General features: G+C 54.6%; 21 protein-coding genes and 2 pseudogenes. 10 read left to right on the top strand and 13 right to left on the bottom strand.

Annotation, left to right across the window (positions count from 1 at the left end; all coding sequences use genetic code 11):
- Window positions 1–64 precede the first annotated feature (64 nt).
- The 6 genes and pseudogenes from F8N49_RS04065 to arsH all read left to right on the top strand — a co-directional run bounded on the left by F8N49_RS04065 (window position 65) and on the right by arsH (window position 4,621).
- Window positions 65–1,027: an arsenic resistance protein gene (locus F8N49_RS04065; protein WP_151550861.1), complete on the top strand. Its 963-nt coding sequence runs from the start codon at window positions 65–67 to the stop codon at window positions 1,025–1,027.
- A gap of 250 nt (window positions 1,028–1,277) precedes the next feature.
- A pseudogene (locus F8N49_RS04060) lies at window positions 1,278–1,729 on the top strand (arsenate reductase ArsC).
- Window positions 1,726–2,082 (top strand): metalloregulator ArsR/SmtB family transcription factor, encoded by a 357-nt coding sequence (locus tag F8N49_RS04055; protein WP_151550860.1) that lies wholly within the window; start codon window positions 1,726–1,728, stop codon window positions 2,080–2,082. Before F8N49_RS04060 ends, F8N49_RS04055 begins: the two are co-directional and overlap by 4 nt.
- 26 nt (window positions 2,083–2,108) lie before the next feature.
- The gene (locus tag F8N49_RS04050; protein WP_151550859.1) at window positions 2,109–3,392 is read left to right on the top strand and encodes an arsenic transporter; all 1,284 of its coding nucleotides are present in this window, start codon (window positions 2,109–2,111) and stop codon (window positions 3,390–3,392) included.
- 15 nt (window positions 3,393–3,407) lie between these two features.
- Window positions 3,408–3,878 (top strand): arsenate reductase ArsC, encoded by a 471-nt coding sequence (locus tag F8N49_RS04045; protein ID WP_151550858.1) that lies wholly within the window; start codon window positions 3,408–3,410, stop codon window positions 3,876–3,878.
- 29 nt (window positions 3,879–3,907) lie between these two features.
- Complete coding sequence (gene arsH, locus F8N49_RS04040) at window positions 3,908–4,621, top strand: arsenical resistance protein ArsH (protein ID WP_151550857.1); 714 nt, start codon at window positions 3,908–3,910, stop codon at window positions 4,619–4,621.
- 94 nt (window positions 4,622–4,715) lie between these two features.
- Here arsH and F8N49_RS04035 read toward each other — a convergent pair whose 3' ends face one another.
- The 6 genes from F8N49_RS04035 to F8N49_RS04010 form a co-directional block, all read right to left on the bottom strand.
- Window positions 4,716–5,078, bottom strand: coding sequence for a copper-binding protein (locus F8N49_RS04035; protein WP_151550856.1), 363 nt, complete (start codon window positions 5,076–5,078; stop codon window positions 4,716–4,718).
- Complete coding sequence (locus tag F8N49_RS04030; RefSeq protein WP_151550855.1) at window positions 5,075–8,233, bottom strand: efflux RND transporter permease subunit; 3,159 nt, start codon at window positions 8,231–8,233, stop codon at window positions 5,075–5,077. Before F8N49_RS04030 ends, F8N49_RS04035 begins: the two co-directional genes overlap by 4 nt.
- The gene (locus F8N49_RS04025; RefSeq protein WP_151550854.1) at window positions 8,230–9,711 is read right to left on the bottom strand and encodes an efflux RND transporter periplasmic adaptor subunit; all 1,482 of its coding nucleotides are present in this window, start codon (window positions 9,709–9,711) and stop codon (window positions 8,230–8,232) included. The genes F8N49_RS04030 and F8N49_RS04025 overlap by 4 nt, the downstream gene beginning before the upstream one ends.
- Window positions 9,708–10,964: a TolC family protein gene (locus F8N49_RS04020; RefSeq protein ID WP_151550853.1), complete on the bottom strand. Its 1,257-nt coding sequence runs from the start codon at window positions 10,962–10,964 to the stop codon at window positions 9,708–9,710. Before F8N49_RS04020 ends, F8N49_RS04025 begins: the two co-directional genes overlap by 4 nt.
- A gap of 99 nt (window positions 10,965–11,063) precedes the next feature.
- Window positions 11,064–11,405 (bottom strand): hypothetical protein, encoded by a 342-nt coding sequence (locus F8N49_RS04015; protein WP_151550852.1) that lies wholly within the window; start codon window positions 11,403–11,405, stop codon window positions 11,064–11,066.
- A gap of 188 nt (window positions 11,406–11,593) precedes the next feature.
- Entirely contained in the window at window positions 11,594–12,226 is a 633-nt protein-coding gene (locus F8N49_RS04010; RefSeq protein WP_256675390.1) for an antitoxin Xre/MbcA/ParS toxin-binding domain-containing protein, read from the bottom strand.
- Between the two features lie 227 nt (window positions 12,227–12,453).
- Here F8N49_RS04010 and F8N49_RS04005 point away from each other — a divergent pair, with 227 nt between their 5' ends.
- On the top strand, window positions 12,454–13,002 hold the full coding sequence (locus tag F8N49_RS04005; RefSeq protein WP_151550851.1) for a 3'-5' exonuclease: 549 nt from the start codon (window positions 12,454–12,456) through the stop codon (window positions 13,000–13,002).
- 28 nt (window positions 13,003–13,030) lie between these two features.
- On the opposite strand, the gene F8N49_RS04000 is transcribed toward F8N49_RS04005, so the two are convergent.
- From F8N49_RS04000 to F8N49_RS03980, 5 genes are all read right to left on the bottom strand, one after another.
- On the bottom strand, window positions 13,031–13,513 hold the full coding sequence (locus F8N49_RS04000) for a Mov34/MPN/PAD-1 family protein (protein WP_151550850.1): 483 nt from the start codon (window positions 13,511–13,513) through the stop codon (window positions 13,031–13,033).
- Window positions 13,510–15,294, bottom strand: a complete 1,785-nt coding sequence (locus tag F8N49_RS03995) for a ThiF family adenylyltransferase (protein ID WP_151550849.1) — start codon at window positions 15,292–15,294, stop codon at window positions 13,510–13,512. Before F8N49_RS03995 ends, F8N49_RS04000 begins: the two co-directional genes overlap by 4 nt.
- Window positions 15,278–16,528: a nucleotidyltransferase gene (locus F8N49_RS03990; RefSeq protein ID WP_151550848.1), complete on the bottom strand. Its 1,251-nt coding sequence runs from the start codon at window positions 16,526–16,528 to the stop codon at window positions 15,278–15,280. The genes F8N49_RS03995 and F8N49_RS03990 overlap by 17 nt, the downstream gene beginning before the upstream one ends.
- Window positions 16,529–17,695, bottom strand: coding sequence for an SAVED domain-containing protein (locus F8N49_RS03985; RefSeq protein WP_151550847.1), 1,167 nt, complete (start codon window positions 17,693–17,695; stop codon window positions 16,529–16,531).
- A gap of 380 nt (window positions 17,696–18,075) precedes the next feature.
- Window positions 18,076–18,927 carry a sterol desaturase family protein gene (locus F8N49_RS03980; protein WP_151550846.1) on the bottom strand — a complete coding sequence of 284 codons (852 nt, stop codon included), beginning with the start codon at window positions 18,925–18,927 and terminating at the stop codon, window positions 18,076–18,078.
- A gap of 156 nt (window positions 18,928–19,083) precedes the next feature.
- On the opposite strand from F8N49_RS03980, the gene F8N49_RS03975 reads away from it, so the two are divergent.
- Entirely contained in the window at window positions 19,084–19,977 is an 894-nt protein-coding gene (locus tag F8N49_RS03975) for a cation transporter (RefSeq protein WP_178116898.1), read from the top strand.
- 27 nt (window positions 19,978–20,004) lie between these two features.
- Here F8N49_RS03975 and F8N49_RS28195 read toward each other — a convergent pair whose 3' ends face one another.
- The gene (locus tag F8N49_RS28195) at window positions 20,005–20,238 is read right to left on the bottom strand and encodes a helix-turn-helix domain-containing protein (protein WP_256675391.1); all 234 of its coding nucleotides are present in this window, start codon (window positions 20,236–20,238) and stop codon (window positions 20,005–20,007) included.
- A gap of 315 nt (window positions 20,239–20,553) precedes the next feature.
- On the opposite strand from F8N49_RS28195, the gene F8N49_RS28190 reads away from it, so the two are divergent.
- Window positions 20,554–20,718, top strand: coding sequence for a hypothetical protein (locus tag F8N49_RS28190; RefSeq protein ID WP_256675392.1), 165 nt, complete (start codon window positions 20,554–20,556; stop codon window positions 20,716–20,718).
- A 53-nt stretch (window positions 20,719–20,771) separates the two neighbouring features.
- Here F8N49_RS28190 and lspA read toward each other — a convergent pair whose 3' ends face one another.
- Window positions 20,772–21,275: a signal peptidase II gene (lspA, locus tag F8N49_RS03965; protein WP_151550844.1), complete on the bottom strand. Its 504-nt coding sequence runs from the start codon at window positions 21,273–21,275 to the stop codon at window positions 20,772–20,774.
- A gap of 756 nt (window positions 21,276–22,031) precedes the next feature.
- On the opposite strand from lspA, the pseudogene F8N49_RS03960 reads away from it, so the two are divergent.
- Window positions 22,032–23,357, top strand: a pseudogene (locus F8N49_RS03960) (OprD family porin).
- The last annotated feature ends 214 nt before the right edge of the window (window positions 23,358–23,571 follow it).

The raw sequence follows: 23,571 nt of genomic DNA, 5'->3' as shown, positions 1-23,571 counted from the left end.
GTAGTAGCTACAGATATTACCCTGCTCAATCGAAAATTGATTTCACGCGTTTTAAGGGCATTTCGTGGACAGAGAACAGCTAGAGAAGAACCAGATTCCGGTCTACTTCGTCGCGGTCATTATCGCGGCTATCGGAGGTCTGCTCGCACCTAATGCTTCTCAAGCGTTAGGTGCGTTGGTGACACCAACCATCGCTGTGCTGATGTACGCCATGTTTTTACAGATCCCTTTCCTGGATCTCCGTGAAGGGCTTGCAAACAAACGGTTCATGACGGCGCTGCTGACAGCCAACTTCGTCGCCATCCCCCTGTTGGTTTGGGCGTTGACCATGGGCCTAACGGATCACCCAGCGATTTTGGTGGGTGCACTGTTGGTCTTGCTGACGCCTTGTATCGACTATGTGGTGGTGTTTACCCATATCGGTAAGGGCGACTCCAAGCTGACTCTGGCGGCAACGCCATTACTACTCTTGCTACAGCTTGTTCTACTGCCCCTGTATCTGGCCTTCATGCTGGGAAATGACTCGGCTGTGGTTATATCTGTCGGCCCATTTGTTGAGGCCTTCGTAGTGCTGATCGCTTTGCCCTTGGTCTTGGCGGTAGCAACAGCTGCCGGTGCAAAAAGGTCACGCGTCGTTGAGGGTTGGAACAATGCTTGGGCTTGGATGCCTGTGCCGGCTATGGCGGCTGTATTGGTCGTAGTGATCGGCTCTCAGATTTCAGCGGTGGTCAGAGACATGGACAAGCTGCTGCCCGTCATTCCTGTCTACATCGGTTTCATGCTCTTGGCACCATTGGTTGGTGCGCTGGTTGCGCGAGCATTCAAATTGCCGGCCATCACTGCAAGATCAGTAGCGTTCAGTAGCTCGACACGGAACTCGTTGGTGGTTCTGCCCTTGGCACTTGCTCTACCGGAGGAAATCAGAGGGCTAGCGGCGGCGGCAGTCATCACCCAAACGCTGATTGAGCTAGTGAGCGAATTAATTTACATCCGGGCAATTCCTGCTTTTGTCTGGCGCAAAATCTAAATGGCTAGGTAAGCATTAGCCCAAGATACTCTGCATGATCAAACGGTCATCCTCCTGTGCGGCAACGACTTGATAATCTTAATCGCGCATTGCGTCGGCAAATTTAGCCAGCATGAAGTGGGCCAGCAGGCCCACTTTGCAGATGCCTTTCTCTAAGACGTGTGCGGGCGGCGTCTCGCTAACCTAGTGGAAAGGGTTAGGCACGCTCTCCTAGACACATTCTCTTTACCGTATATTCGAATTATCGTATATTCGATTTTCCGTATGCGGAAGAAGTGATCATAAGCCCCCCATCAAAGTGCTTTTTGTCTGCGTCGCCAATTCAGCTCGATCCCAGCTGGCTGAAGCATTGCTGAGAAACAGCGACCGCGTTTTCAAGCGTTCAGCGCTGGTACCGAACCCACTGAGGTTGATTCACAGACTATCGCGGCATTGGAACACGTCGGCGTTGATGCAAAGGCGCTACGCAGTAAGTCCATCGAAGAGTTTCGTGACGAGCACTTCGACTACGTGATCACCCCCTGCGACAAGTCTGCGCGTGAATGTCTGGCGATGCCCAAGGCAGGTGACGTGCTTGCCTGGGACTTTGAGGATCCAGTGAGCAGCTCCCACCCGGACGCCTTCAAACACGCCCTTCACGATATCCACGAACGCATCAAATTATTTGTATTGGTGAAAACCAAACACCTGGAGGCCTCATGAACGAGCCGATCACTCCTACCGTTTTGTTCAAAAGCTTGGCAGATGACACTCGAACCAAAATAACGCTACTCATCGCCCGCGAGGGAGAACTCTGTGTATGCGAACTGACCGCCGCTCTGGACCAGAGCCAACCCAAAATATCTCGGCACCTGGCGTTGCTGAGATCCTCGGGGTTACTAGCGGACCGCCGACAGGGCCAATGGGTTTACTACCGGCTCCATCCCGAGTTGCCGACCTGGGTCGTCGAAGTGCTCAAAGGTGTCGTCGATGCCAACCAGCATTGGTTGAACACAGAAACAAAGCGGCTCTGTGAAATGAATGATCGTCCAGTCAATCAGGCCGTGTGCGACTGATCCAACCTTCGAAACGAGTCGCCCGCATGCTAATCGCTCTACTCATTTTTATTTTCACCATCGTCCTGGTCATCTGGCAGCCCAAAGGGCTGGGTGTCGGCTGGAGTGCCTCATTGGGTGCCGCGCTTGCGTTGTTGAGCGGCGTGGTCAGCCTTGGCGATATCCCGGTGGTATGGAATATCGTTTGGAACGCCACGGCGACGTTCATCGCCGTGATCATCATCAGTCTGCTGCTCGACGAGGCTGGTTTCTTCGAGTGGGCAGCCCTGCATGTCGCTCGGTGGGGAGGTGGCAGCAGCCGCAAGTTGTTTGCCTTCATCATCTTGTTGGGAGCAGCTGTGTCAGCACTGTTCGCCAATGACGGCGCGGCGCTGATCCTTACTCCTATCGTGATCGCCATGTTGCTGGCCCTGCGCTTTTCCCCCGCAGCGACTCTGGCGTTTGTGATGGCCGCAGGATTCATTGCTGATACAGCGAGTTTGCCGTTGGTGGTTTCCAACCTGGTGAATATCGTTTCGGCCGATTACTTCAACATTGGATTCAGCGAGTACGCGGCAATCATGGTGCCGGTCAACTTGGTCAGCATCGCTGCAACGCTGGGAATGCTCCTGTGGTTTTTCCGAAAAGACTTACCCAAGACTTATGACCTGACACAGCTCCATGCCCCAGAGGATGCGATACGCGATCGCGCAACCTTCGTGGCAGGATGGTGGGTGCTGCTCGCGTTACTGGTCGGCTTCTTCGTTGTCGAGCCAATGGGTATCCCCATCAGTGGCATCGCCGCCGCCTGCGCATTGGTGCTCTATGTCATCGCAGCCAAAGGTCACGCCATCAACACCAGCAAGGTGCTCAAGGGCGCGCCGTGGCAAGTCGTGATCTTCTCGCTGGGCATGTACCTGGTGGTGTATGGCTTGAAGAACGCCGGACTGACTGACCACATTGCTCAATTGCTCAACGTATTCGCTGGATATGGCATTTGGGGGGCGTCGCTGGGTACAGGACTTCTGACCGCCGTGCTTTCTTCGATCATGAATAACATGCCAACTGTGCTCATCGGCGCGCTCTCGATCCATGCAACGGAAGCGACTGGTGTAGTTCATCAAGCCATGGTCTACGCGAACATCATTGGCTGCGATCTTGGTCCGAAAATCACTCCAATCGGCAGCCTAGCCACACTGCTCTGGCTACACGTGCTGGCTAAAAAGGACATCACCATCAGTTGGGGTTACTACTTCAAGACCGGTGTGGTGCTCACGCTTCCAATCCTCATTGCCACCCTGAGCGCCTTGGCTTTGCGCCTCAGCTTTTGATTCCAGGAGATCACGATGAAAGTCCTATTCATGTGCACCCACAACAGCTGCCGGAGCATCTTGTCCGAGGCGGTGTTCAATCACCTTGCTCCTGAAGGAATGGAAGCCGTCAGTTCCGGAAGCTTCCCAAGTGGCCGGGTAAATACGCGAGCGATTCAAACGCTCGAAGCTGCAGGGATCCCTACTGGCGGCCTTAGCAGTAAAGCATCCGATGCCTTTGAAGGGTCGCCACCAGACATCGTGATCACGGTCTGCGATCGGGCAGCCGGCGAAGCCTGCCCGATCTTCTTCGGCCCGGCGCTCAAGGCTCATTGGGGGCTGGCAGATCCTTCTGAAGCTACGGGATCTGAAGTGCAAATCGAGGCGGCATTCCAGCAAACCCTGAGCAAAATCCAAGAGCGGGTAAACGCCTTCATTTCGTTGCCTATCGCTACTTTGAGCTCAGAAGAGCTTAAAACTGAGCTAGCCCGCATCGGCACGTTGTAGACCATGTCCCGCTGGTGCCAGGAGTCACTATGAAAGACCATTTTCCAAACATTGAAGCAGATCTCATCGACGTCCCAAGCATGGAGCGACTCACTCCTCGTGAGCCGTCCACGCATAAACCGCGCATCCTTCTGATCTATGGGTCGACCCGCGAGCGTTCGTTCAGCCGATTGGTAACCCAAGAAGCCGCGCGGTTGTTGGAGCACTTCGGTGCGGAAACACGAATCTTCAACCCATCAGGATTACCACTGCCTGATGATGCTCCGGATACCCACCAAAAAGTCGCGGAACTCCGCGAGCTAATGCAGTGGTCTGAAGGACAGGTGTGGTGTTCCCCAGAGCGTCATGGATCGATGAGCGCCGTCTTTAAAGCTCAGATCGACTGGGTGCCATTGGCGATGGGCGCGGTACGTCCGACCCAAGGTAAAACCTTGGCAGTCATGCAGGTTTGCGGCGGCTCTCAGTCTTTCAACGTGGTGAATCAGTTGCGGGTACTGGGTCGCTGGATGCGCATGGTGACGATCCCCAACCAGTCTTCGGTGCCCAAAGCGTTTACCGAGTTTGACGAGAATGGACGTATGAAGCCTTCGTCTTACTACGATCGCCTGGTCGACGTGATGGAGGAGCTGATGAAGTTCACCCTGCTATTGCGTGACCGTCAGGAGTACTTGGTAGACCGTTACTCGGAACGCAAAGAGTCGGCTGAAGAGCTGTCGAAACGGGTAAATCAGCGCTCCATTTAAACATCTATCAAATAAACACTCAGGGTTACGTTGATGAAATGATGGTCGGTGACCGGCACCACGATGCTTGCCGGTAACCGACAGCATTAGTAACTCATTTCTTTATGGAGACGATCGTTCCTTTACCTCCCTCGACCCGAAAGGTGAATGACACACGATCTCCTACCTTCAACCCTGCCAATTGATCATCCGATACGGAAAAGGCCATGGTCATCGGCGGCCATTGAACAGCTGGGACGGCACCGTGAGCGAGTGTCACGGTATGTTTCGCAGGATCAATGGCCTTGATCGTGCCCTCGGCATCGGCGACAGCCATCTGCTTTGATTCCTGCTTTGATTCCTGCTTCATTTCCATGCCTTCCATACCGTCCATTTTCATTGCTGACGTGTCTTTTGCATGGGCAGCGAAAGAGAGCACAACCGCAGTGCTGGCAACTGTAATAAGGGTCAGTTTCATACGACATTTCCTTTCAGAATTACGGGTTTGCTAGGTAGATTTCGACGACGCATTAAGCGATAGGCCGCGGGGATGACAAACAGGGAAAGCAAGGGCGCGGTTACCATGCCGCCGACCATTGGCGCGGCAATTCGGCTCATCACTTCGCTGCCGGTACCACTGCCCAACAGTATGGGCAACAGGCCCGCGATGATGACAGCCACAGTCATAGCTTTGGGACGCACCCGCTGCACAGCGCCTTCACGAATCGACGCCACTAGTGCACGTTCAGAGTTATCGCCAAGGTCTACACGTTCGACCCAAGCATTCTTCAGGTAGAGCAGCATGATCACGCCGAACTCCGCAGAAACCCCGGCTAGTGCGATGAAGCCGACCCCCGTTGCCACCGACAGATTGAAACCGAGCAAATAGAGGAACCATGCCCCTCCAGTGAGAGCAAAAGGGAGTGTGGCCATGATCAACAAGGCCTCATCGAATCGAGCGAATGTCAGGTAAAGCAGCACGAAGATGATCAATAGCGTGGCCGGTACGACCAGCTTGAGTCGTGCGTTAGCTCTTTCGAGAAACTCGAACTGCCCCGAGTAGCTCAAGCTCATACCAGGCTGCAACTTGACCTGTTGATTGACGACCTGACGAAGATCGGCGACCACGGAGGCAATGTCACGACCACGTACATCGATGTACACCCAGCCCGAAGGCCGCGCGTTCTCGCTCTTGAGCATTTGTGGACCGTCAGTGATCTTGATTTTTGCCACAGTACCGAGGGTGATCTGGATGCCTGACGATGTGTAGATGGGCAATTGTTCCAAGGCTCTCGGTGAGTCACGCCACTCTCGCGGGTAACGGACGCTGATCGGAAAACGTGCGAGCCCCTCAACGGTCTCCCCGATATTTTCGCCTCCGATAGCACCGGCCACGATGGATTGCACATCGGCGATATTCATGCCGTAGCGGGCGGCTGCATTACGATCGATATCCACATCGATGTAGCGGCCACCGGTCAGGCGCTCGGCCAACGCGGAGCTGACACCGGGCACATTTTTGGCTGCCTTTTCAACCGCCTGGGTGACCGAATCGATTTCCGTCAGGTTAGTGCCGGCAACTTTCACCCCGATGGGACTTTTGATCCCTGTGGCCAGCATGTCGATGCGGTTGCGAATCGGGGGTATCCAAATATTGGTCAGGCCAGGCACGCGTACCACGCGGTCCAGCTCCTCTACCAATTTTTCCTGGGTCATGCCTGGGCGCCATTGCTCATGCGGTTTGAACTGAATCGTGGTTTCAAACATTTCCAACGGCGCTGGATCGGTAGCGGTCTCAGCACGACCGGCCTTGCCGAAAACGTGTTCAACTTCAGGGACTGTTTTGATTAGGCGATCGGTCTGTTGCAGCAGTTGTGCAGCCTTCTGTGCCGACAACCCCGGCAGGGCTGAAGGCATGTAGAGCAGATCCCCTTCGTCCAGTGGTGGAAGGAACTCCCCACCCAAGCGAAACATTGGCCATAGCGCACTGACAAATACCAACAGCGCCACCAGCAGAGTGGTTTTCGGACGACGCAGAACTGCGTCCAACGCGGGTTGGTAGATCCGTATCAACCAGCGGTTTAAAGGGTTCTGCTGCTCACTCGGAATTCGTCCCCGAATCCAGTAACCCATCAACACCGGCACCAACGTGACCGACAATCCCGCCGCTGCCGCCATGGCGTAGGTCTTGGTAAACGCCAGTGGGCCAAACAATCTTCCTTCCTGAGCCTCCAACGTGAACACCGGAATGAACGACAGAGTGATGATCAACAGACAAAAGAAAAGCGCGGGGCCGACTTCGGCCGCTGCATCGGTCATCACATGCCAATGCTGCTCACCCTTCAACTCCTGCCCAGGATGAGAGGTGTGCCAGGATTCTATTTTTTTGTGTGCGTTTTCAATCATCACCACTGCGGCATCGACCATGGCACCGATAGCGATAGCGATCCCACCCAAGGACATGATGTTGGCGTTGATGCCCTGGTATCGCATGACAATGAATGCAATCAACACCCCCACAGGTAGCGAAATGATTGCCACCAAGGATGAGCGCAGGTGCCAGAGGAAGATCCCGCACACCAGGGCAACGACGATGAACTCTTCCAGCAGCTTGTAACTGAGGTTGTCTACTGCGCGGTCGATCAGCTTGCTGCGATCGTAGGTTGTTACGATTTCTACGCCTGCTGGGAGACTGCTTTTCAGCTCATCCAGTTTGCTCTTCACCGCCGTAATGGTCTCGCGAGCATTCTTACCGCTGCGCAAAATCACCACCCCACCGACGGTCTCGCCTTCCCCGTCAAGATCAGTGATGCCTCGTCTCATTTCCGGCCCAAGCTGAATCGTGGCGACATCGCCAAGGCTTACAGGCACACCGCCTGATTCCAACTTCAGCGGGATCGTCCGAAAATCGTTGAGCGTCTTTAGATAACCCGAAGCTCGCACGATAAACTCGGTTTCGGCCATTTCCAGCACGGCACCACCGGTTTCCTGATTAGCCTTGCCGATGGCTTCAGTCACCTGTGCCTGAGTGATCCCGAGATTGGCCATCTTGAGCGGATCGAGCTGTACTTGGTATTGCTTGACCATGCCGCCCACGGTGGCCACTTCCGCAACATTGGGCAGCGTCTTGAGTTCAAACTTCAGGAACCAATCTTGAAGCGCACGAAGTTGCGCGAGATCGTGCCCACCAGTGCGATCCACCAGTGCGTACTGATAAATCCAGCCCACTCCCGTTGCATCCGGCCCCAATGCGGGCTTTGCGCTGGCTGGCAACCGGCTTTGTATTTGACTCAAATACTCCAGCACCCGAGAGCGAGCCCAGTACAAGTCCGTACCGTCTTCGAACAGCACGTAAACAAAGCTGTCGCCGAAGAAGGAGTACCCGCGCACGGTCTTGGCTCCAGGTACTGAAAGCATGGTGGTGGCCAGCGGATAGGTGACCTGATTCTCGACAATCTGCGGTGCTTGTCCCGGATAAGGGGTACGGATGATCACCTGTACATCGGAGAGATCCGGTAGTGCATCGATGGGTGTGCTCTGAACTGACCAGACGCCCCAAGCTGTGACGAAAAGTGTCGCCAACAGCACCAAAAAGCGGTTGGCGACTGACCACCGGATGAGCGCAGCGATCATGGCTGACCTCCCGTTTTATCTAGACGCTCGACACGCAATCCATCGTCGGTTTGGCTCACCGCGACCCGAACCTTGTCGCCCGTTTTCAGACCCTGAATCAGGGTCGGATTGGCAAGTGGAAACGTCATCGTCATGCCCGGCATGCCCAGTGTCTTGAAGGGGCCGTGGGCGAGTGTGACTTCTTTATCGTCGATTTCGACGATCTGCCCGTCTGCCTCATGCAAACCTGAGGCTGCTGCGATACGGGGTGGTTCGCCTGCTGAACTGGCCACGATACCCTTGAGACTGGCCTCCGAGTCGAGCAGAAATTGCCCCGAGGTAACTACCTTCTGACCTTCATCCAGACCTTTAACGATTACTGTCTTGCCACTGCTTTCCTGCCCGAGCTGCACTTCAACGGGGCGATAGCGGCCAGCATCTTCGGCTAGCATCACCAAGGCACGCCGACCCGTGCGAATGACGGCCTCGCTCGGAACCCACAACACACTCTGCTCAGTTGAGCTGCTCAAGCGCACTTGCGCCGTCAAACCGGGCCTTAGGCGGCCGTCTGGATTGGGTAGTTCGACCCGTACGCGCAGGGTGCGGCTGTCCGCATTGGTGTCCGGCAGAATTGTGCTGACAGTGCCATTGACCTTGGTCCCAGGGAAAGCCGGCAACTGCGCCTCGACCTTTTGCCCCTCGGCGATGGTGCCCGCGTCGGATTCAGGAACGGACACCGCCAGCCAGACACTGCTCAGACCATTGACTCGCGCCAGCGTCTCGCCCGCCGCGACGGTCATGCCTATGCGCAGGTTGAGCTCTTGCAGCACCCCGCCAATCGGGCTGGTCAGCGTCAGATAAGGTTGGATCTTACCGCTACGTTCGACCTGGGCAATCATTCCCGACGGCATTCCACTGAGCCGTAAGCGCTGCCGCGCAGCGGCGAGCAAGTCGCGATCACCGTTGTTTTTCAGGGCCAGGAACTCAGTCTGCGCCGCCGCCCACTCGGGCACCAGAATATCCGCCAGCGCCGCGTTGGCTTTCAGCTGATCACCGGGAGCATGCGCGTAGACCCGCTCGACAAAGCCAGGAGTACGAGCCTGGATAATCGCAACATCCCGTTCGTTAAAGGCGAGGATGCCGCTCACATCAAGGCTGGACGCAAACACTCCACGGCTGACCATCGCCGAGCGCAGACCGAGATTCTGCGCCACGCTCGGGTCGATGCTGACCGTCGCTTGATCGTTGCCGCCACTGGCGTATTGCGGGACCAACTGCATGTCCATGAACGGCGATTTACCCGGTTTGTCGAACTTCTGTTGGGGGAACATCGGGTCATACCAATACAGGGCTTTGCGTTCATTTGGCGCGTTGAGATTTTGCTCAGGCGAAGCGCTCGGCACTTCGCTGACGCGTTGAAGCGCCAGCCAGTAACCACCGGCGACGCCCATTGCCATTGCAAAGCCTGCCAACAACACCCCACTCTTTTTAAGGGTCATTGGCTGGCCTCTCCGTACGCAAAATACAGTCGTGCATTGGTCAGTGCTCGCTGTTCCTCCACTTCGACTTGTTTGAGGCGAGCCTCGATGAGTTCACGTCTGGCGGCGACAACCGCATTCAAATCGCCTTTACCGGCGCGATAGCTGGCCATGCTGAGTTCGACTTTTTCTTTGGCCAGCGGCAGCAGACTTTGCGCATTGCGCTGGACCGCACGATTGAGCCGTTCATAGTCAGCCAGTTCACTTTCCAGTTGCTCGATATGCTCGCGTGACAAGGCTTCGCGCTCGGATTCGAGTTGGTTGACTTCGGCTTCTCGGGCGGCAATTTTGGGGTTCTGCCGAGTCTGCGGAAACAACGGCAGATCCCAAGAAAGTTGCACGCTTACCATGTCGCCGAACTGCCGATCACGGTGTTGATAATCCACCTCCCAACTCCAGTCGGACTTTTTCTCCGCCTGCGCCTCGCGCACCTTGGCTTGCGCTTCACGGGTCATCGGCCCGTACGCGGCCAGCTCGGGATGATGTTGCAGTTTATGGGGCAAGCCTGACGTATCGATCGGCCACTGCGGAAGACTTCCCGCCGGCGTTGCGTTGGCGGCCGGACCAATCCAGCGTTTCAGCGCCGCGCGCGCTTGAGCACGCTGGCGTATCAGATCGTCCTGCTGCTCGGCCAGTTGCGCCGCTTCCTGCTTCGGTGTCACGGCATCGGCCGGTTGTGCGCGACCGCCGGCAATTTGCGCGCGGACGGTGTCGCTCAGCAGGCGGTTCTCCTTGTAGAAGTCCTGGAACAGCGCGTCTTTGCGCTCGATTGAATAGCTGCTTATCCAAGCCAGCGCCGTGGCTTGGCGCACGTTCAGGCGTTCAACCTGACGCTCAGCAGCGGCACGCTCAACCCCTGCGTTCGCCACCTCGATCCGCGCCCTCCGCTTGTCAATATTGGGCATGTCTTGCCTGACCCCGACCATTTGCATAGTCATGAAGTCATCATTGACGCTCCAGCGATCTGGGCCGCCGATGGGATAGTTCTGCAGACCAGCCAGCAACTTCGGATCAGGTAGCTCACCCGCTGGAATGGCCGCACTGCTGGCAGCCTGAATCTTTGCATCCTGTGCAGACAGCGACGGCGCGGTGTTTTCGGCCAGCCGCAAGGCTTCGTCGAGCGTCAGCGAGGTAGCGAAGCTCGGCAAGGCCAGTACGCTTGCCGCCAGGCCGGCCACTAGGGACCAACCTGTGCAAAAGCACTTGGGGTTCATGTTTGCGATTCCTGTGATGATCCGCTGCGCGCGTCAAAAGATCTGCGCACAGCCATGCCATCCCGTTAAAACAGGATGAGGTTCAATAACGGATAGGAATCAGACGCGGGGCGGTCGCCATACCCCGGACGGGGTGGACACAGAAACGGAATCACTGGAAAAGACCAGCACGACGGGGCTGAACAGTGTCACGGGCGGCTTGACGATCGAGACTTGCAGCATCCCGCCCGTCTTGCACTCCTGACCCGGTTTGCAGGGTTTCCCATGCTCGGTCGGGCTCTTCATGTCATTGCAACAATCCATGCCCATGTCGTCCATCATCGCCATGCCCATGGCTTTCATCGGGCACGGTACTGTCGGTGCCTGCACCCCCGCCATCCCGCTGAGGGGAAGCGCCAGGCTGATGACAAAAATAAGGCAAAACCGCAGGTAGCGTTTCATGGGGTTGGAGTGTAGCCGTCAGAATCGACGCGAACAATTAATTAGACACTGGCTTTCAGCTATCGCATGCAAGCCTCTTGATAACGCGCGATATAAGCCCATCAGCATTAAGCCTGCATTATTTTGTTTTGACGCAAGACGCCCTATCTCCAGGGAAAAGCGATTCTCACGAATAGGCTGCGGCTGGATTACGATGACATGCCCTCAGCCACCTGAATCAGCATTTCTTCGACTAGATGTGTGCCAATGGTTGTAGTGAGCATCGCCGATGGGCTCTCTCCCTCAAAACGGGCTTTGGGTTTTGAAAGCCATCGTTTGGCCTTCCCTTTGTCACCAAAGATCACCTCGGCCATGGCAGTAATGTGTCCAAACCGGAACAGGCGGTCGCTCTCATGCAACGTTAAGAGCTGATTGGCTGCCAATTTTTTTTTGAGCGTTTTGGGTTGAATGATTCTGTCGCGCTCTTCGTCGCTTAGGGTTCCATCATCACAGAGCACCTTGATCAGGCTGGCCGAGAAGCCAGCTACAATCACGTCGTGAATGTCCAGATCCGAAGCATTGACCGAGATATGAAGAAGCGCGTCCAGACGCGTGCGGTAAGCATGATAGACATCATGACGCAGGACGCCAGCAAACATTGGCCGCACTGATGTTGCGTTGTCCAGGGGCATCAGCACTAATGTGCCATTCGCTACCGTTAGCTCCAGGTCGTCCCCAACACCTAACCCCATTTGGTCAAGCAACTCTGGAGGTAGGTCAATGATGATGTCGCCAGTACCGTCCTCAGTATTCTGGCACTTGACTATCCAACGCTCGCTCATGATTGTCCGGCCCTCATCCGCGATTAGAGAATGACACACATCATTATGCTCGGGCGCAGAGCTGACCAAAGGAACGTGCACTCCTCCAGTAGACATGCACTGCCGCTGCTCGAACGCCGGATAGCGAGTAAAACAGCAAAAAATCGGTCAATGGCTTCGCCGCCTTACCACCGTCACATGGTTACGAGCTTGAGCGTGATCTGGCAACTACACGAAAAGGATATGACATGAACCCTGATGAGCTTTATGTTTCCGTCGACGTCGAGACTTCTGGACCTATACCAGGCGAATACAGTTTGCTTTCCATTGGAGCTTGCCTTGTAGATCAACCTGCCACGTCCATCTATCTTGAACTACGACCTGACAGTCCAAAACACGACCCAGAAGCACTCGCAGTATCGGGGCTGAGTCTGGAGAAGTTGGAGCGCGAAGGACTCACTCCGCAACAGGCGATGCTGACATTTGGTGAATGGCTGAAATCATCCTGCCAAACGGGGAAGAAGGTCATTTTCGTAGGACTCAATGCACCGTTTGACTGGTCATTCGTCAACTACTACTTCCATAAATACTTGGAAACCAACCCCTTTGGTTTTACCGCTATCGACATGAAGGCCTACTTCATGGGAGCTGTAGGTTGCAGCTGGCAGGAAACAAAATCATCCAAGATGACCGCTGCGCTGAAGCCGCTCAGCGAACCGAACCATAACGCATTGGATGATGCTCGCTTTCAGGCAGAGCTCTTCGCACTAATGCTGGCGGGTAAAGGTAACCGCTGACATGCCTTCCATGGCACCGACTTGAAGCTTATCTAAGCCAGGTTGCCTCAACATATCTGCCGCCCCTGAACGACCACGCCTTGATGCCTTCTGGTTTTTCGGACTTGCCAACGATAACGGCTATTGGGTGCGGCAGATCCTGCGTGTAACGCGCAGCAAATCTGGAGAAACTTCCTATGTCTGCCGGAGAAATCACCGGAACAGATTGGGGATGCGTATGCCAATAGCCCACCAGACGTAACCCTTGTTCGTTAGCAGCTTGGATCTCCTGGCAGCACCGCTCCGCATCCAACTCTAGCCAAGACCAGCCTGACCGATCGGCGCGATGAGGCAACGTGGCCAAGGCCAGCAGCAACCCTTTCGGATTAACCGGGTTGACGAATAACTGTCCCCCTCGCTCCACGCCAAAGAGGCCCTGCCGATGACTATCCAAGATGTCCGCGACAGCTTGCGACACCAATAGCTCGGAATCCACCTCCGCCCATCTCCAGCGCCAAGCGATATCCGTCATACCATGTCATCCTTATGTTCCGGCCATCCGCGCTCGAGTAGGAGTTGCTGCGCCCCCTCTTGAAGTTTGGGCCCATGGTATTGGCCTCCTAGGCTCGGCACATCTTCAGGCCTGTAGATACTGCTGACCCAAGATGCAGTGGTGATGTTGCCGGTCAATGCACGTAAAGCCGTGTGCGACACCATAGAGGCGATATTGGTCATCCCCAGCGATCCGCCTGGAATAAAGCTCTCCCCACAAGCGGGCAGTGGAACCACACCTCCTCCCGGCCACTCTGTAAACTTATGAAGAAAATCGCCGATGTCCGTGAATAAATGACGGCCATCAAAGGTACCGGCTGGTGCGAATAGCGCGTGGCCTACCTGGGTATACGGTTCGCTCCAGGCTTGTAAAAGTCCCCAAGAAACGCCGCTGGATTTGGCTCGCCATACAGTGACCTCCGACTGCCAGTCCGCTGTCGTAATCACCACAAGATCTGCGTTATCGAACACTTCTGGTTTGCTGCTCATAACTACTTCGGCGAAAGTCGAATAAGCGGTGCATTCTGTAGTCGGAAGATCTAACAGAATCTTGTCCCTCAACGCTGAGGCTTTCAGCCTCCCTAGGCTATCCGCTCCCAGAACGTGCCTACCCAGATTGGCTGACACCAGAGTGTCAGGATCGATGAGGGCAAGGTGGCCGACACCGGAGCGTGCCAATTGTATTGCCACCGCACTGCCTAACGAGCCAACGCCAACACAAACGACCCGAGCATTTTCAAGGTGTTTTGCAGTGCCGCTTATATCGCGGGACAGAATGGACGCACGATCAAGCACGTCTAGGGCAGTTGCGCGAACAAGTGCCGGAGGATGTGCATTTGCGATGGCTGGCCGGCGGCGCGCTGTGCGCAAGCCAAACTTTGCCCCCCGCTCTTGCTGTACGCCAAGCGAGCGCACATTGAGGCAATAAGTTGGAGCATCCGTCCCCCCAGGAAGCTCCAGGACAATCCATCGACTCGCCAACGTTCCGTGCAGCTCAAACCATGCCAGCAATTGCTCGGCATCGTCTGGTTGAAGGTGTGGCGTGAGCCAGAGCAATAAATCTTCTGGATCCGGAGTGCGGATATCCGGATAAGTCTGAAGCTTGACGTAAAAACCAGGAGTTTCGGCCGCGCGAATGACAGCGGAGCGCCCGACAACCCGTCGGTAATGCCCTTTGAGTGCAGCTACGTTCGATCCTAGCCAAACCGTTTCCTGTCCGGATGGCACAGCCCGGCGCGGATCGCTGAGAGCAAACAACTGCGAGGCGGCCTGAGGCCGATCCAAAAGTAAGAGGTTCTGGAATGACTGACCGTGCTGAAAAGACCAGTAGGTAGTGATCTCATTCTGAAATTCGATATCGCGCGTTGCCTGACTTGATCCCATCTTGGACAACGAAACGATCTGGGCCAAGCGAGCAAGGCTGTCCTCTACCACGACCTCCGGGGAGCCCATAATGGGGCGTTCCTGAAAGCCATGAAGGCAAAGCCCCGACTTAGTGGCATGCGGCCAAACCAGCCATGGAGAAGGTTCGACGTTTAGCCGCAAGAGCCCACGGGGAAAGTTGGAGGGAAAACCAATACGCAGTCGCCGCTCCTGCCCCGTGTAATCGATGGGCAAGGGGAAGTGAAAGCACGCCGCTTCGTCAGCCCGCATGGGTGCGGGCTGGAGCAATGCATCGGCTGCATCCTGACCTAGGGTATTTCGCAGTGCGGCGATTCCGCGCTGCAATGGCGTCTTAAGAGGATCAGCCAAGGCGTCCAACTGGCTTTACGCTCGACTGAGAGGTTCCGCCACCGCTGGCCCCTCCGAAGAGGGAACCCATCGAAGCAGAGTTTCGAGTAGTGCCATCCGGTCGGCCGGGCATCGTCCAATTCGCAGGGATCTCATTGTTTACCGCCGTAATGAATGCCGGCGCGATACCGAAATTCTTTTTCACTGCCTCGGCAAAAGAATCATTGGACTCAAAATTTTCCAGACCCAAGGACACGGATGCACTGGCGTCCGCATGCCACTTGGCAAACGCTTTGCGATAGCCTTGCCCCTCGCCCGGTCGATTCCACTTCTCTGCAAAGTTTTCGCCGTTATCGGCAGGGTTGCAGACAAAGCAATCGCTACCTCTTTGCGCGATGTGCTGCGGCATTCTGCGAACGATTTCCAGAATTGCATCGAGCGGTGCCAGAGGCTTCGACTGGGACTCCTTCACGACATCCAGGTACGCGTGAGTGGCCAGAGTGGTGATAACTGCAGATATGGGCCGAGTATCAGCGCTCCTAGTTTTGATGGCCCATTCATCGCGATGCCGCTTAAGCAGCTTTATGGTCGCACGCAGGGGATCTTGATCGATGTAGTCCTGATAATGCGGCAAAGGATCTTGTGTCGCGGCATCAAGCATTCGCTGGCTTTTGGCAATCACCAAGCTCTCCAAGGAGATTTCCTGGGCAGAAGCAACCTGTAACCAATTCGAGTAAGGGATAGGGCTGCTTGGTTTCCACCCTGTGACCCGATCCGGGACCTCCAGCTTACCCTCGCCGTTTGCTTCGCCATTTCCATTGATCGCGCGGGCAGGCGTGACATCGATGTGGAAACCCGGATTTTCGTCGGCATAAATGATCCGGATGCCACGACGTAATTGCTTAACTTCTTCCTGAACGCGAGAGCCTTCCCTAAAACGCTGCTCAATCGCTTCTAGAACTTCGTTCGCACTAGCGCCTTGAGCGTTAGGGAGCCAGATAATCGCGTCCGCATCAATGGTGTCCAGATCCGCAGGCGCACCGAGGATTGGCTTGATGGTCGTTTTCAGCCGCATCGAGCCTTGAACAAAAATATGTGCCTCAGCGAGCAGCGGGTTGTCGGAGGCCGAGAGGATTTTTTCCAGTTGGGAGTAGCGGTCATTTATTTTTTCGTACTGCGCTTCCGACAGCGAGATTTCCCGCGCGGCGCGAAGCAGAAAATATTCCCAACTGCTGCGCTTGGTCTGTTCGTTGCTCAATAGCATTTACCTAGCCTCCTGGGCCACCGAGCCCAATTGCAGTGTTTGCGTAAACCGATCTTGGTTTTCTTTGTCCCGATCGAAGATCAGGTACGTATGTTGGTGCTGCGTTGTAAGCAACGCGCCAAACTCGATGGCCAATGCCGCAGGAATAGCAGCGAAGACGTGGATAGGGGTAGGAGTCAGAGCTTCAAGCTGGCTCAGTCGTATTTGAAGTGCGTCACGAAAGGCATGAATCACCCGACGGTTTTGTACCATCGCATAGCTTGGCTCTGGGATCGACAGCTCTGCTATACGTGCACCGGGCAGAGCGTCGAGCACGTCGCGAACTGGAACTTGCGCAGAAATGGAGAGCACAAGCGCCAGCGGCCCATCGCCGTCGGAGGGAGGTGTAAACAAAAAAACGGGCGGCTCCGCGGACTGATCGGGCCAGCGCAAAAGATGCTCGCGGTGAAAGGCGAAGATCAAGCGCTTGGAGCGGTCGCCGATACTCTGGCCCAACATCATCAAAGCCGGAATGTCGGCCAAGCCTACCACTGCTAGCGCGGGCGAGTCGCCATAGGTGCCGCCGCGACGCTTGAGTTGCTGCTCAAGCTCATACTGCACACTGTCTTTGACGTTTTGCCAATAAGTGGTGTCCCTGCCGCGTGGTCCGGGCGCAGCGAAGGTGATTTTGATGCCTTGATCGAAGGCGGTTAATCCCTCAGCAGACATCGCAGTCAACAGATCGCGAACGGGAATATCGGTGATCGTCTGGAAATGCTGACTCTGGACGATGAGAGGAATGGCTCTGCCACCATCGGGGGTCGTTGCGGCGAGCCGGATGCGTTCCAGGTACGCTTGGTGTAAACCACTCAAATCATTTTCAGGGTAACCATCTGCGTCACGATCAATTTTGTCATGACAGCCTGGGCACAGGAGCATCAGGTTAGCGGTATCGTTGGTATGCGCCTCAGCGTCATGATCTGCGCGACCCCGAGGCCCCTTCGGACTGGCGGGTAGGATATGCGCCACTTCGCCCCATTTCATCGGTTTGCCGGCACGATAGTCGAACGTTAGATCTGTACCACACAGTTCACAATGACCAGCGGCCTGTATCCATACGATCCGCTTCGTCTCATCATTCGTGTTAAAGCGCCCGCTCGCGCCTTTAACGTCTTCTTGCTCTGCCATTTCGACCTACCCCCGAGAAACATCCATGATAAAAAACGATGATGGCCAGATAAAATCATCTTAAGGTCATTCACTCCAATTACAAGAAAGATCTGAGCGTGGCGGATGCTGAATCGGTTTAAGCACCGAGGTCGATTTGAGCAACAGAAAGGGAATAATGGCGGCGTCGTTTTCTGGCAAACGCGATTGGGTAAGAGTGCTGGCCGCAGCGTATGTATCGAAATTAGCGAATTTATGCAAAAGACATAAACTCGCTAATTTCGTTACATATCTGTTCAAAACCACATGAATTCGATTTCAAGGCGACTCTACAGCCGCTCACGAAGGGCCGCTAACAAAAGAATTAGCTGATTGATCACTATAGTCGTACGTTTCCAAAGCTAGCGCCGAAACGGTGCGATCAGTTGCGCTCGATACCCAGTCGGATAGTCCCGCTCTTGGAGACCTACTTGGGCATCACCGAGCTTGTCCGCTCCCTCATAGAAGGTTCCAAATAGCTGATCCCATAAAAGGAAGAACTCCCCAAAGTTTACCTGGGCATCCTCGAACTCCCGCTTATGGTGCCAGCGATGTGTCTCCGCGACTGCCATCACGTTGCGTAGCCAACCCAGCGAGTAATCGAGGTTTGAATGCTGGAAGGCCAAGTGAACGGTCAAGATGCTGAACCAAGTTGCGACAACCGCCGACGGCGCGCCTGATGCGAGCAGAATTACTAATCCCGGTCCGGCCATTAGCGCCGCATGTAGAGGATGTCTGCGCTCCCCATTCATCCAATACAGTCTATCTGCGCTGTGATGAATCATGTGCATACGCCACAGCCAATGCACCCGATGGCTGATGCGATGCATGACATACAGGCTTAAATCGAGGACGGTTGCGACCAGAACCAGCTGTAACCAGAGGGGACTCTCGCTGGGAAAAAGACGAACTGATGCCGGCACCGCATCGCCAAGCTTGGCCAGGACTTCAGCAGTGAACTGAATGACGGAGAGGTTGACCAGCATATGCAATGCGTCGGTGGTGGTGTCTTGATGATCTTCGAGCCAAGACCTACGAAAAGGTTGGAATTTTTCCAATCCGGCGATCGCGAACACGCTCACCATGGCGATGATGAGTGTAGTCGGCCATGGCGGAATGCCGGTGTATAGCGCCCAGATCATGAAGGCAGCGCTGCCACCAAATATGAGCGGATAGCTCATCCAGCGTATGGCGTATCGGAAAATAACAATCATCTCTCACCTCCTGTAGGAAGCGAAGACGATATGTTAGAGGCCGGCGTTTGAATTGAATGAAAGAGCTACAATCGAGGAATCAGCATTCCCGCTTGACCTTATAGCGGCTAGAAGGTTTGTAATCGAAAGGACTGAAGGCATTAGGAGGAGCGGTCCATGAGTTCTTGTGACAAATCCTGTGGCTGCGGCCCGGCTTCGACAGGCCCAGAAGCAGCAGCAAAACCATTGAATGAAAGAACTTGGATCAGTAAGTTTTCGGTGCCAAAAATGGACTGTCCTTCCGAAGAAAGGATGATCAGACTCGCACTGAAGGGCTTGCACGAGATTGCTTCATTATCTTTTGATCTATCCGGTAGACAGGTAAGTGTATTTCACGAAGGGCCTGTAGATCAGATTGCTATCAAGTTGGAGTCACTTGGCTTGGGAGCAACGCTCCTGGGTACGCAGCCAGTCAGCCCTGAGTCCATATCGGCTAACAGTGCCAGTGAAGAGCTGAATGCTTCAAAGGAAGCCGGCACTCTAAAAATCTTGCTAGGCATCAACGGCGCGATGTTTGTCGCAGAAATGGGTGCTGGCCTCATTGCTCAATCGACTGGGCTGATTGCCGACTCGCTGGACATGTTTGCTGATGCGGCCGTCTACGGGCTGGCTCTCTATGCAGTCGGTCGCAGCGCCGGGATGCAGGTACGTGCGGCGCATTTGGCGGGTATGTTTCAGATCATTTTAGCCTTGGGTGTGCTTTTTGAAGTTGCTCGACGCTTTCTCTATGGCAGCGAACCTGAGTCAATGTTGATGATGGGGATAGGCGCCGCCGCGCTGGTGGCGAACGTTACTTGCCTGTGGCTGATCTATCGCCACCGCGAAGGTGGCGCCCACATGAAAGCGAGTTGGATTTTCTCAGCCAACGATGTGATTGCGAACGTAGGCGTAATCGCTGCGGGGGCATTGGTCGCGTGGACAGGGTCTTCGTACCCAGACTTCGTGATTGGTACGGTCGTTGGTCTGATCGTGCTGAACGGCGCACGTCGAATCCTGGCGCTGAAAGCTTAACTATTCGAATCGGCAAGCGGCCTGTAGCTAAGGCCGCAAAGCTGGCGCGACACTCGCTTCGCGCAGGTTCACCTCGGCGAGCGCCGATGAAGGATCTATACCCAACAGCGAGCGAAAGGTTCTGGAGAAGTGGGCAGAGTCGGAGAATCCTGACTCGTGAGCGGCAGCGGTAATAGGTTGCCCGCACGCCAGATACCGAACTGCCTGGGTCAGCCTTAGCCACTTCGCATAGCTACGCAGCGGCAAACCCGTCTGCTCCACGAACCAATGCGAGAATCGAGTTGGGGACAGGTGGACCAACGCGGCCAACTCTTCGCGTCGCACCTTGCCCTGGTAAATGGCCGTACTGACTACTGCCAGGCGCTGATCTTCGACTGGAAGTACATCACCTATCTGTAGAGCTTTTCGCACTGCGGACCGAGTGTCTCCCGTGCCTCCCGTCAGGGAGTTCGCAATTTCTGCGGCTTCAGCCGGAGCGATCTCGATTAAAGTCGGCCACATGCTTTTCGGCAGAGCTTGGGCCTCTTCTGCCAAAACATCCAAGTAGATTGAAACAATGAAGGCTCCGCTGATTCGATGCCGAACTCCGGCAGGAATAAACACTGCAAACTCGGTGTGCTGACTTTGCAGGCACTCAACTGTTATGGGCGCGTCCAGACCTATCGTTATCTGATGAGCCTGATGGTGATGCCAATCCTGATGACCAGCACGGCCAGCGAAGACCGCCAGCCCAGTCGTTAGCCACGCGCGACCAGACCACCTGACGGAATCAATTGGAAGGTGGCGCTCCATCGTCAGCGCTTACTTGAGGGCGCTGGGCTTTTCACGCTCGAGATCAATAAAAGCGATACCCCGCCAACGATGGCGATATCCGCGACATTGAACGCTGGCCAGTGCCAGCCTTGATAGTGAAAATCCAGATAGTCCACGACAAAGCCTCGGACAGACCGGTCGATGAGATTTCCCACGGCGCCACCCAAGACGAGACAATAGCCCAAGGCTTCGCTCCAGGGACGTTCTCGTCGAAGTACCGCGATGAGCGTCAATGCTACGGTCAGCGCAATAACAACAAAAAAGGAACGCTGCCAGCCTCCGGCGTCAGCCAAGAAGCTGAACGCGGCGCCAGTATTACGGGCATGCACTATGTTGAAGAATGAGCTTACGGCGACCGAGGAGCCCAGGTCATAGAGGTGCTCGATAGTGAACTTGAGCCCCTGATCGAGCAACGCCAATGCAGCTGCGATTCCCCACCAAAGCCCAGGTCTGGAAGCCCGCGTGGTCGTAATGCACGTGATCATTGACTGCCCCGTAATAAAACCTTCATTTCGTCCGCTACTCGCACCGTTTGTATGGCGTCGACTCGTGCTCGTCCGATTTTTCCCCCACGATTCGAGAAAAGCAAAGCAGCCGTATTACACGCCACTTGACCAACGCATCAGTCGCTCTCTCCCGGCCGTCCAAATTATCAGCCATAGCTGTAAGAATGGAGCTTAGGCACGGGCTGAGTAAGGTTTTTGAGCCGTTCCCAGCCATGGATAACCTTAGACCATTTCGTTTCTAGTAGATAAATGTCACTCGGACAGTATTCGTCGATAGCCGCTGGCAAGCCATGATTCGTGTCACTCTCATCTACGCAGTAAGCGTAAGCCATTCTGAATTACCAACAGCCTCCCCCTCACCGCGAATACAGCTACCCACGTATTGGCTCGGTGGACACTATTAGCTCCGCAGTTGTGTCAAAAAAAGCGTTTCGTTGGACGGATACGATCTGAGCGCAGATCGCGTGTGAATACCCCGCTTGAGCTGCGGATCATAAGGCTCTCATGAACTGTAACGTAGCAAACAAGATCTGCACATCAGCTGACACGCCCCAAATAAAGCCAATCTAAAAAGCAGAGATACATTACAAAATTGTAATTTTCTGATCATGTCCACGTTATCTCCAGATTGCAACGATACAACTCGGCGACGATGCGGGAGGCACATCCTGCTTTCTGTAAACAATAATTCCAGCCGAAGAGCTTTCTAGTTCTGCCGAACCTAAGGAGTGATGTATGAATAACAACACGAAATTTTCGATGGCCGCGTTGGCGATCGTTGTCAGTTCTGGCCCTTCCACGGTATTTGCGGAAGAAAAGGCCGAAGGATTTGTGGAAGGCAGCAGCCTTACTGTTCTCAACCGAAACTATTACTTCAATCGTGATCATCGCAACGGCCAATCGAGTGCAACGGGCAACGGTTACTCCGAGGCCTGGGCACATGCCATCATTAGTAAATTCGAGTCCGGGTTTACTCAGGGCACTGTGGGTGTCGGTGTTGACGCGTTCGCCATGATCGGATTGAAACTCGACACAGGTGACGGGCGTAATGGTGGCCGTAGTTCGTTCGATGTACTACCGGTCAATAGTGATGGGCAGGCTAGAGACGAATATACTAAAATTGGAGGTGCAGCAAAAATTCGCGCCTTTGACACGGTAGTAAAGGTCGGCGACGTATTCCCATCTAACCCAGTCGTTGCCGCTGGTGACTCCAGACTTCTACCAGAAAGTTTCACAGGCGTAACGGCGACAAACACCAGCTTTGACGGATTGACTGTTCAGGCGGGCCGCCTTCACGCTATGAGCCAGCCAACTTCCAGCAATATGCGCGACAATTTCGCGACATTTTATGCCGGACCTGTTAATTCACCGTGGGTCGGCTACTTTGGCGGTGACTACAATCTGAACAAGAATGTGATCGTTAGCCTCTACTCCAGCCGCCTTAAAGACGCCTGGAATCAATATTAGGCCGGCACGGGATTAAACTATTCGCTTTCGGATGAACTCTCCGTATTCGGCGGCTTGAACTACTACAAAGCCGTCGACGAAGGCAAAACATTGCTAGGTGAATTCAACAATAATATTTGGAGTGCTAAAGTCGGCGTGAAGTATGGCGCACACTCTGTCGCATTGTCTCACCAACGAAACAATGGTAACGACGACTTCGACTACCTCCGCCAATCGGATTCCATTTTTCTCGACAACTCAATCCAATACAGCGATTTCAACTCGCCTAAAGAGCGTTCATGGATGGTCCGATACGACTTGGATATGACGACATATGGCGTGCCAGGACTGTCGTTTATGACACGTTACGCCCGTGGCACCGATGCCGATTACTCCAACGCTAATGGAACCTACATGCGACGGGATGCAGAGGGAAATCCGCTGACCGATCAGAAACGCTGGGAACGCGATATTGAGGTGAAATATGTCGTTCAGACCGGATCTTTGAAGGACATGTCTTTCCGCCTGCGCCAAGCAAACACTCGTGCTACAGCGTTTGAATCTGACCTTGATGAAGTACGTGTGATTGTTGAGTATCCATTAGCTGTCATGTGACATCGAACGGGATGACTCGCTGTGCGAGCGTCCCGTCCTTCGAAAAGTTACAGAAATGTCATTTTTCAATCATCTTCACGTTAGGTTATGTTTTTTATACTTATCGTGAGTTGATAGAATCTTAGCTAGCGCATCTGGCTGGGGTTCTATGGATGAGTAGCTAGATTGTGAAAATCCAAACTCAATGCTGTTCAGTTGTCATATCCATTCACCT

It is taken from the genome of Pseudomonas sp. GXM4 (assembly GCF_008923895.1).
In the GTDB taxonomy this organism is placed as follows: Bacteria; Pseudomonadota; Gammaproteobacteria; order Pseudomonadales; family Pseudomonadaceae; genus Aquipseudomonas; species Aquipseudomonas atacamensis.
The sequence above is the reverse complement of the archived record's forward strand: the minus strand, read 5'-3'. Positions and strand labels throughout refer to the sequence as shown.

What these genes read in the sequence shown, in the direction of transcription:
- F8N49_RS03980 (WP_151550846.1), bottom strand. Translation starts at nt 18,927, where the DNA reads ATGATTGTTATTTTCCGATACGCCATACGCTGGATGAGCTATCCGCTC.
- F8N49_RS04010 (WP_256675390.1), bottom strand. Translation starts at nt 12,226, where the DNA reads ATGAGCGAGCGTTGGATAGTCAAGTGCCAGAATACTGAGGACGGTACT.
- F8N49_RS04015 (WP_151550852.1), bottom strand. Translation starts at nt 11,405, where the DNA reads ATGAAACGCTACCTGCGGTTTTGCCTTATTTTTGTCATCAGCCTGGCG.
- F8N49_RS04050 (WP_151550859.1), top strand. Translation starts at nt 2,109, where the DNA reads ATGCTAATCGCTCTACTCATTTTTATTTTCACCATCGTCCTGGTCATC.
- F8N49_RS04045 (WP_151550858.1), top strand. Translation starts at nt 3,408, where the DNA reads ATGAAAGTCCTATTCATGTGCACCCACAACAGCTGCCGGAGCATCTTG.
- F8N49_RS03975 (WP_178116898.1), top strand. Translation starts at nt 19,084, where the DNA reads ATGAGTTCTTGTGACAAATCCTGTGGCTGCGGCCCGGCTTCGACAGGC.
- F8N49_RS03985 (WP_151550847.1), bottom strand. Translation starts at nt 17,695, where the DNA reads ATGGCAGAGCAAGAAGACGTTAAAGGCGCGAGCGGGCGCTTTAACACG.
- F8N49_RS04000 (WP_151550850.1), bottom strand. Translation starts at nt 13,513, where the DNA reads ATGACGGATATCGCTTGGCGCTGGAGATGGGCGGAGGTGGATTCCGAG.
- F8N49_RS04035 (WP_151550856.1), bottom strand. Translation starts at nt 5,078, where the DNA reads ATGAAACTGACCCTTATTACAGTTGCCAGCACTGCGGTTGTGCTCTCT.
- lspA (WP_151550844.1), bottom strand. Translation starts at nt 21,275, where the DNA reads ATGATCACGTGCATTACGACCACGCGGGCTTCCAGACCTGGGCTTTGG.
- F8N49_RS28190 (WP_256675392.1), top strand. Translation starts at nt 20,554, where the DNA reads ATGCCGAACTCCGGCAGGAATAAACACTGCAAACTCGGTGTGCTGACT.
- F8N49_RS04030 (WP_151550855.1), bottom strand. Translation starts at nt 8,233, where the DNA reads ATGATCGCTGCGCTCATCCGGTGGTCAGTCGCCAACCGCTTTTTGGTG.
- F8N49_RS04005 (WP_151550851.1), top strand. Translation starts at nt 12,454, where the DNA reads ATGAACCCTGATGAGCTTTATGTTTCCGTCGACGTCGAGACTTCTGGA.
- F8N49_RS04025 (WP_151550854.1), bottom strand. Translation starts at nt 9,711, where the DNA reads ATGACCCTTAAAAAGAGTGGGGTGTTGTTGGCAGGCTTTGCAATGGCA.
- F8N49_RS04020 (WP_151550853.1), bottom strand. Translation starts at nt 10,964, where the DNA reads ATGAACCCCAAGTGCTTTTGCACAGGTTGGTCCCTAGTGGCCGGCCTG.
- arsH (WP_151550857.1), top strand. Translation starts at nt 3,908, where the DNA reads ATGAAAGACCATTTTCCAAACATTGAAGCAGATCTCATCGACGTCCCA.
- F8N49_RS03990 (WP_151550848.1), bottom strand. Translation starts at nt 16,528, where the DNA reads ATGCTATTGAGCAACGAACAGACCAAGCGCAGCAGTTGGGAATATTTT.
- F8N49_RS04055 (WP_151550860.1), top strand. Translation starts at nt 1,726, where the DNA reads ATGAACGAGCCGATCACTCCTACCGTTTTGTTCAAAAGCTTGGCAGAT.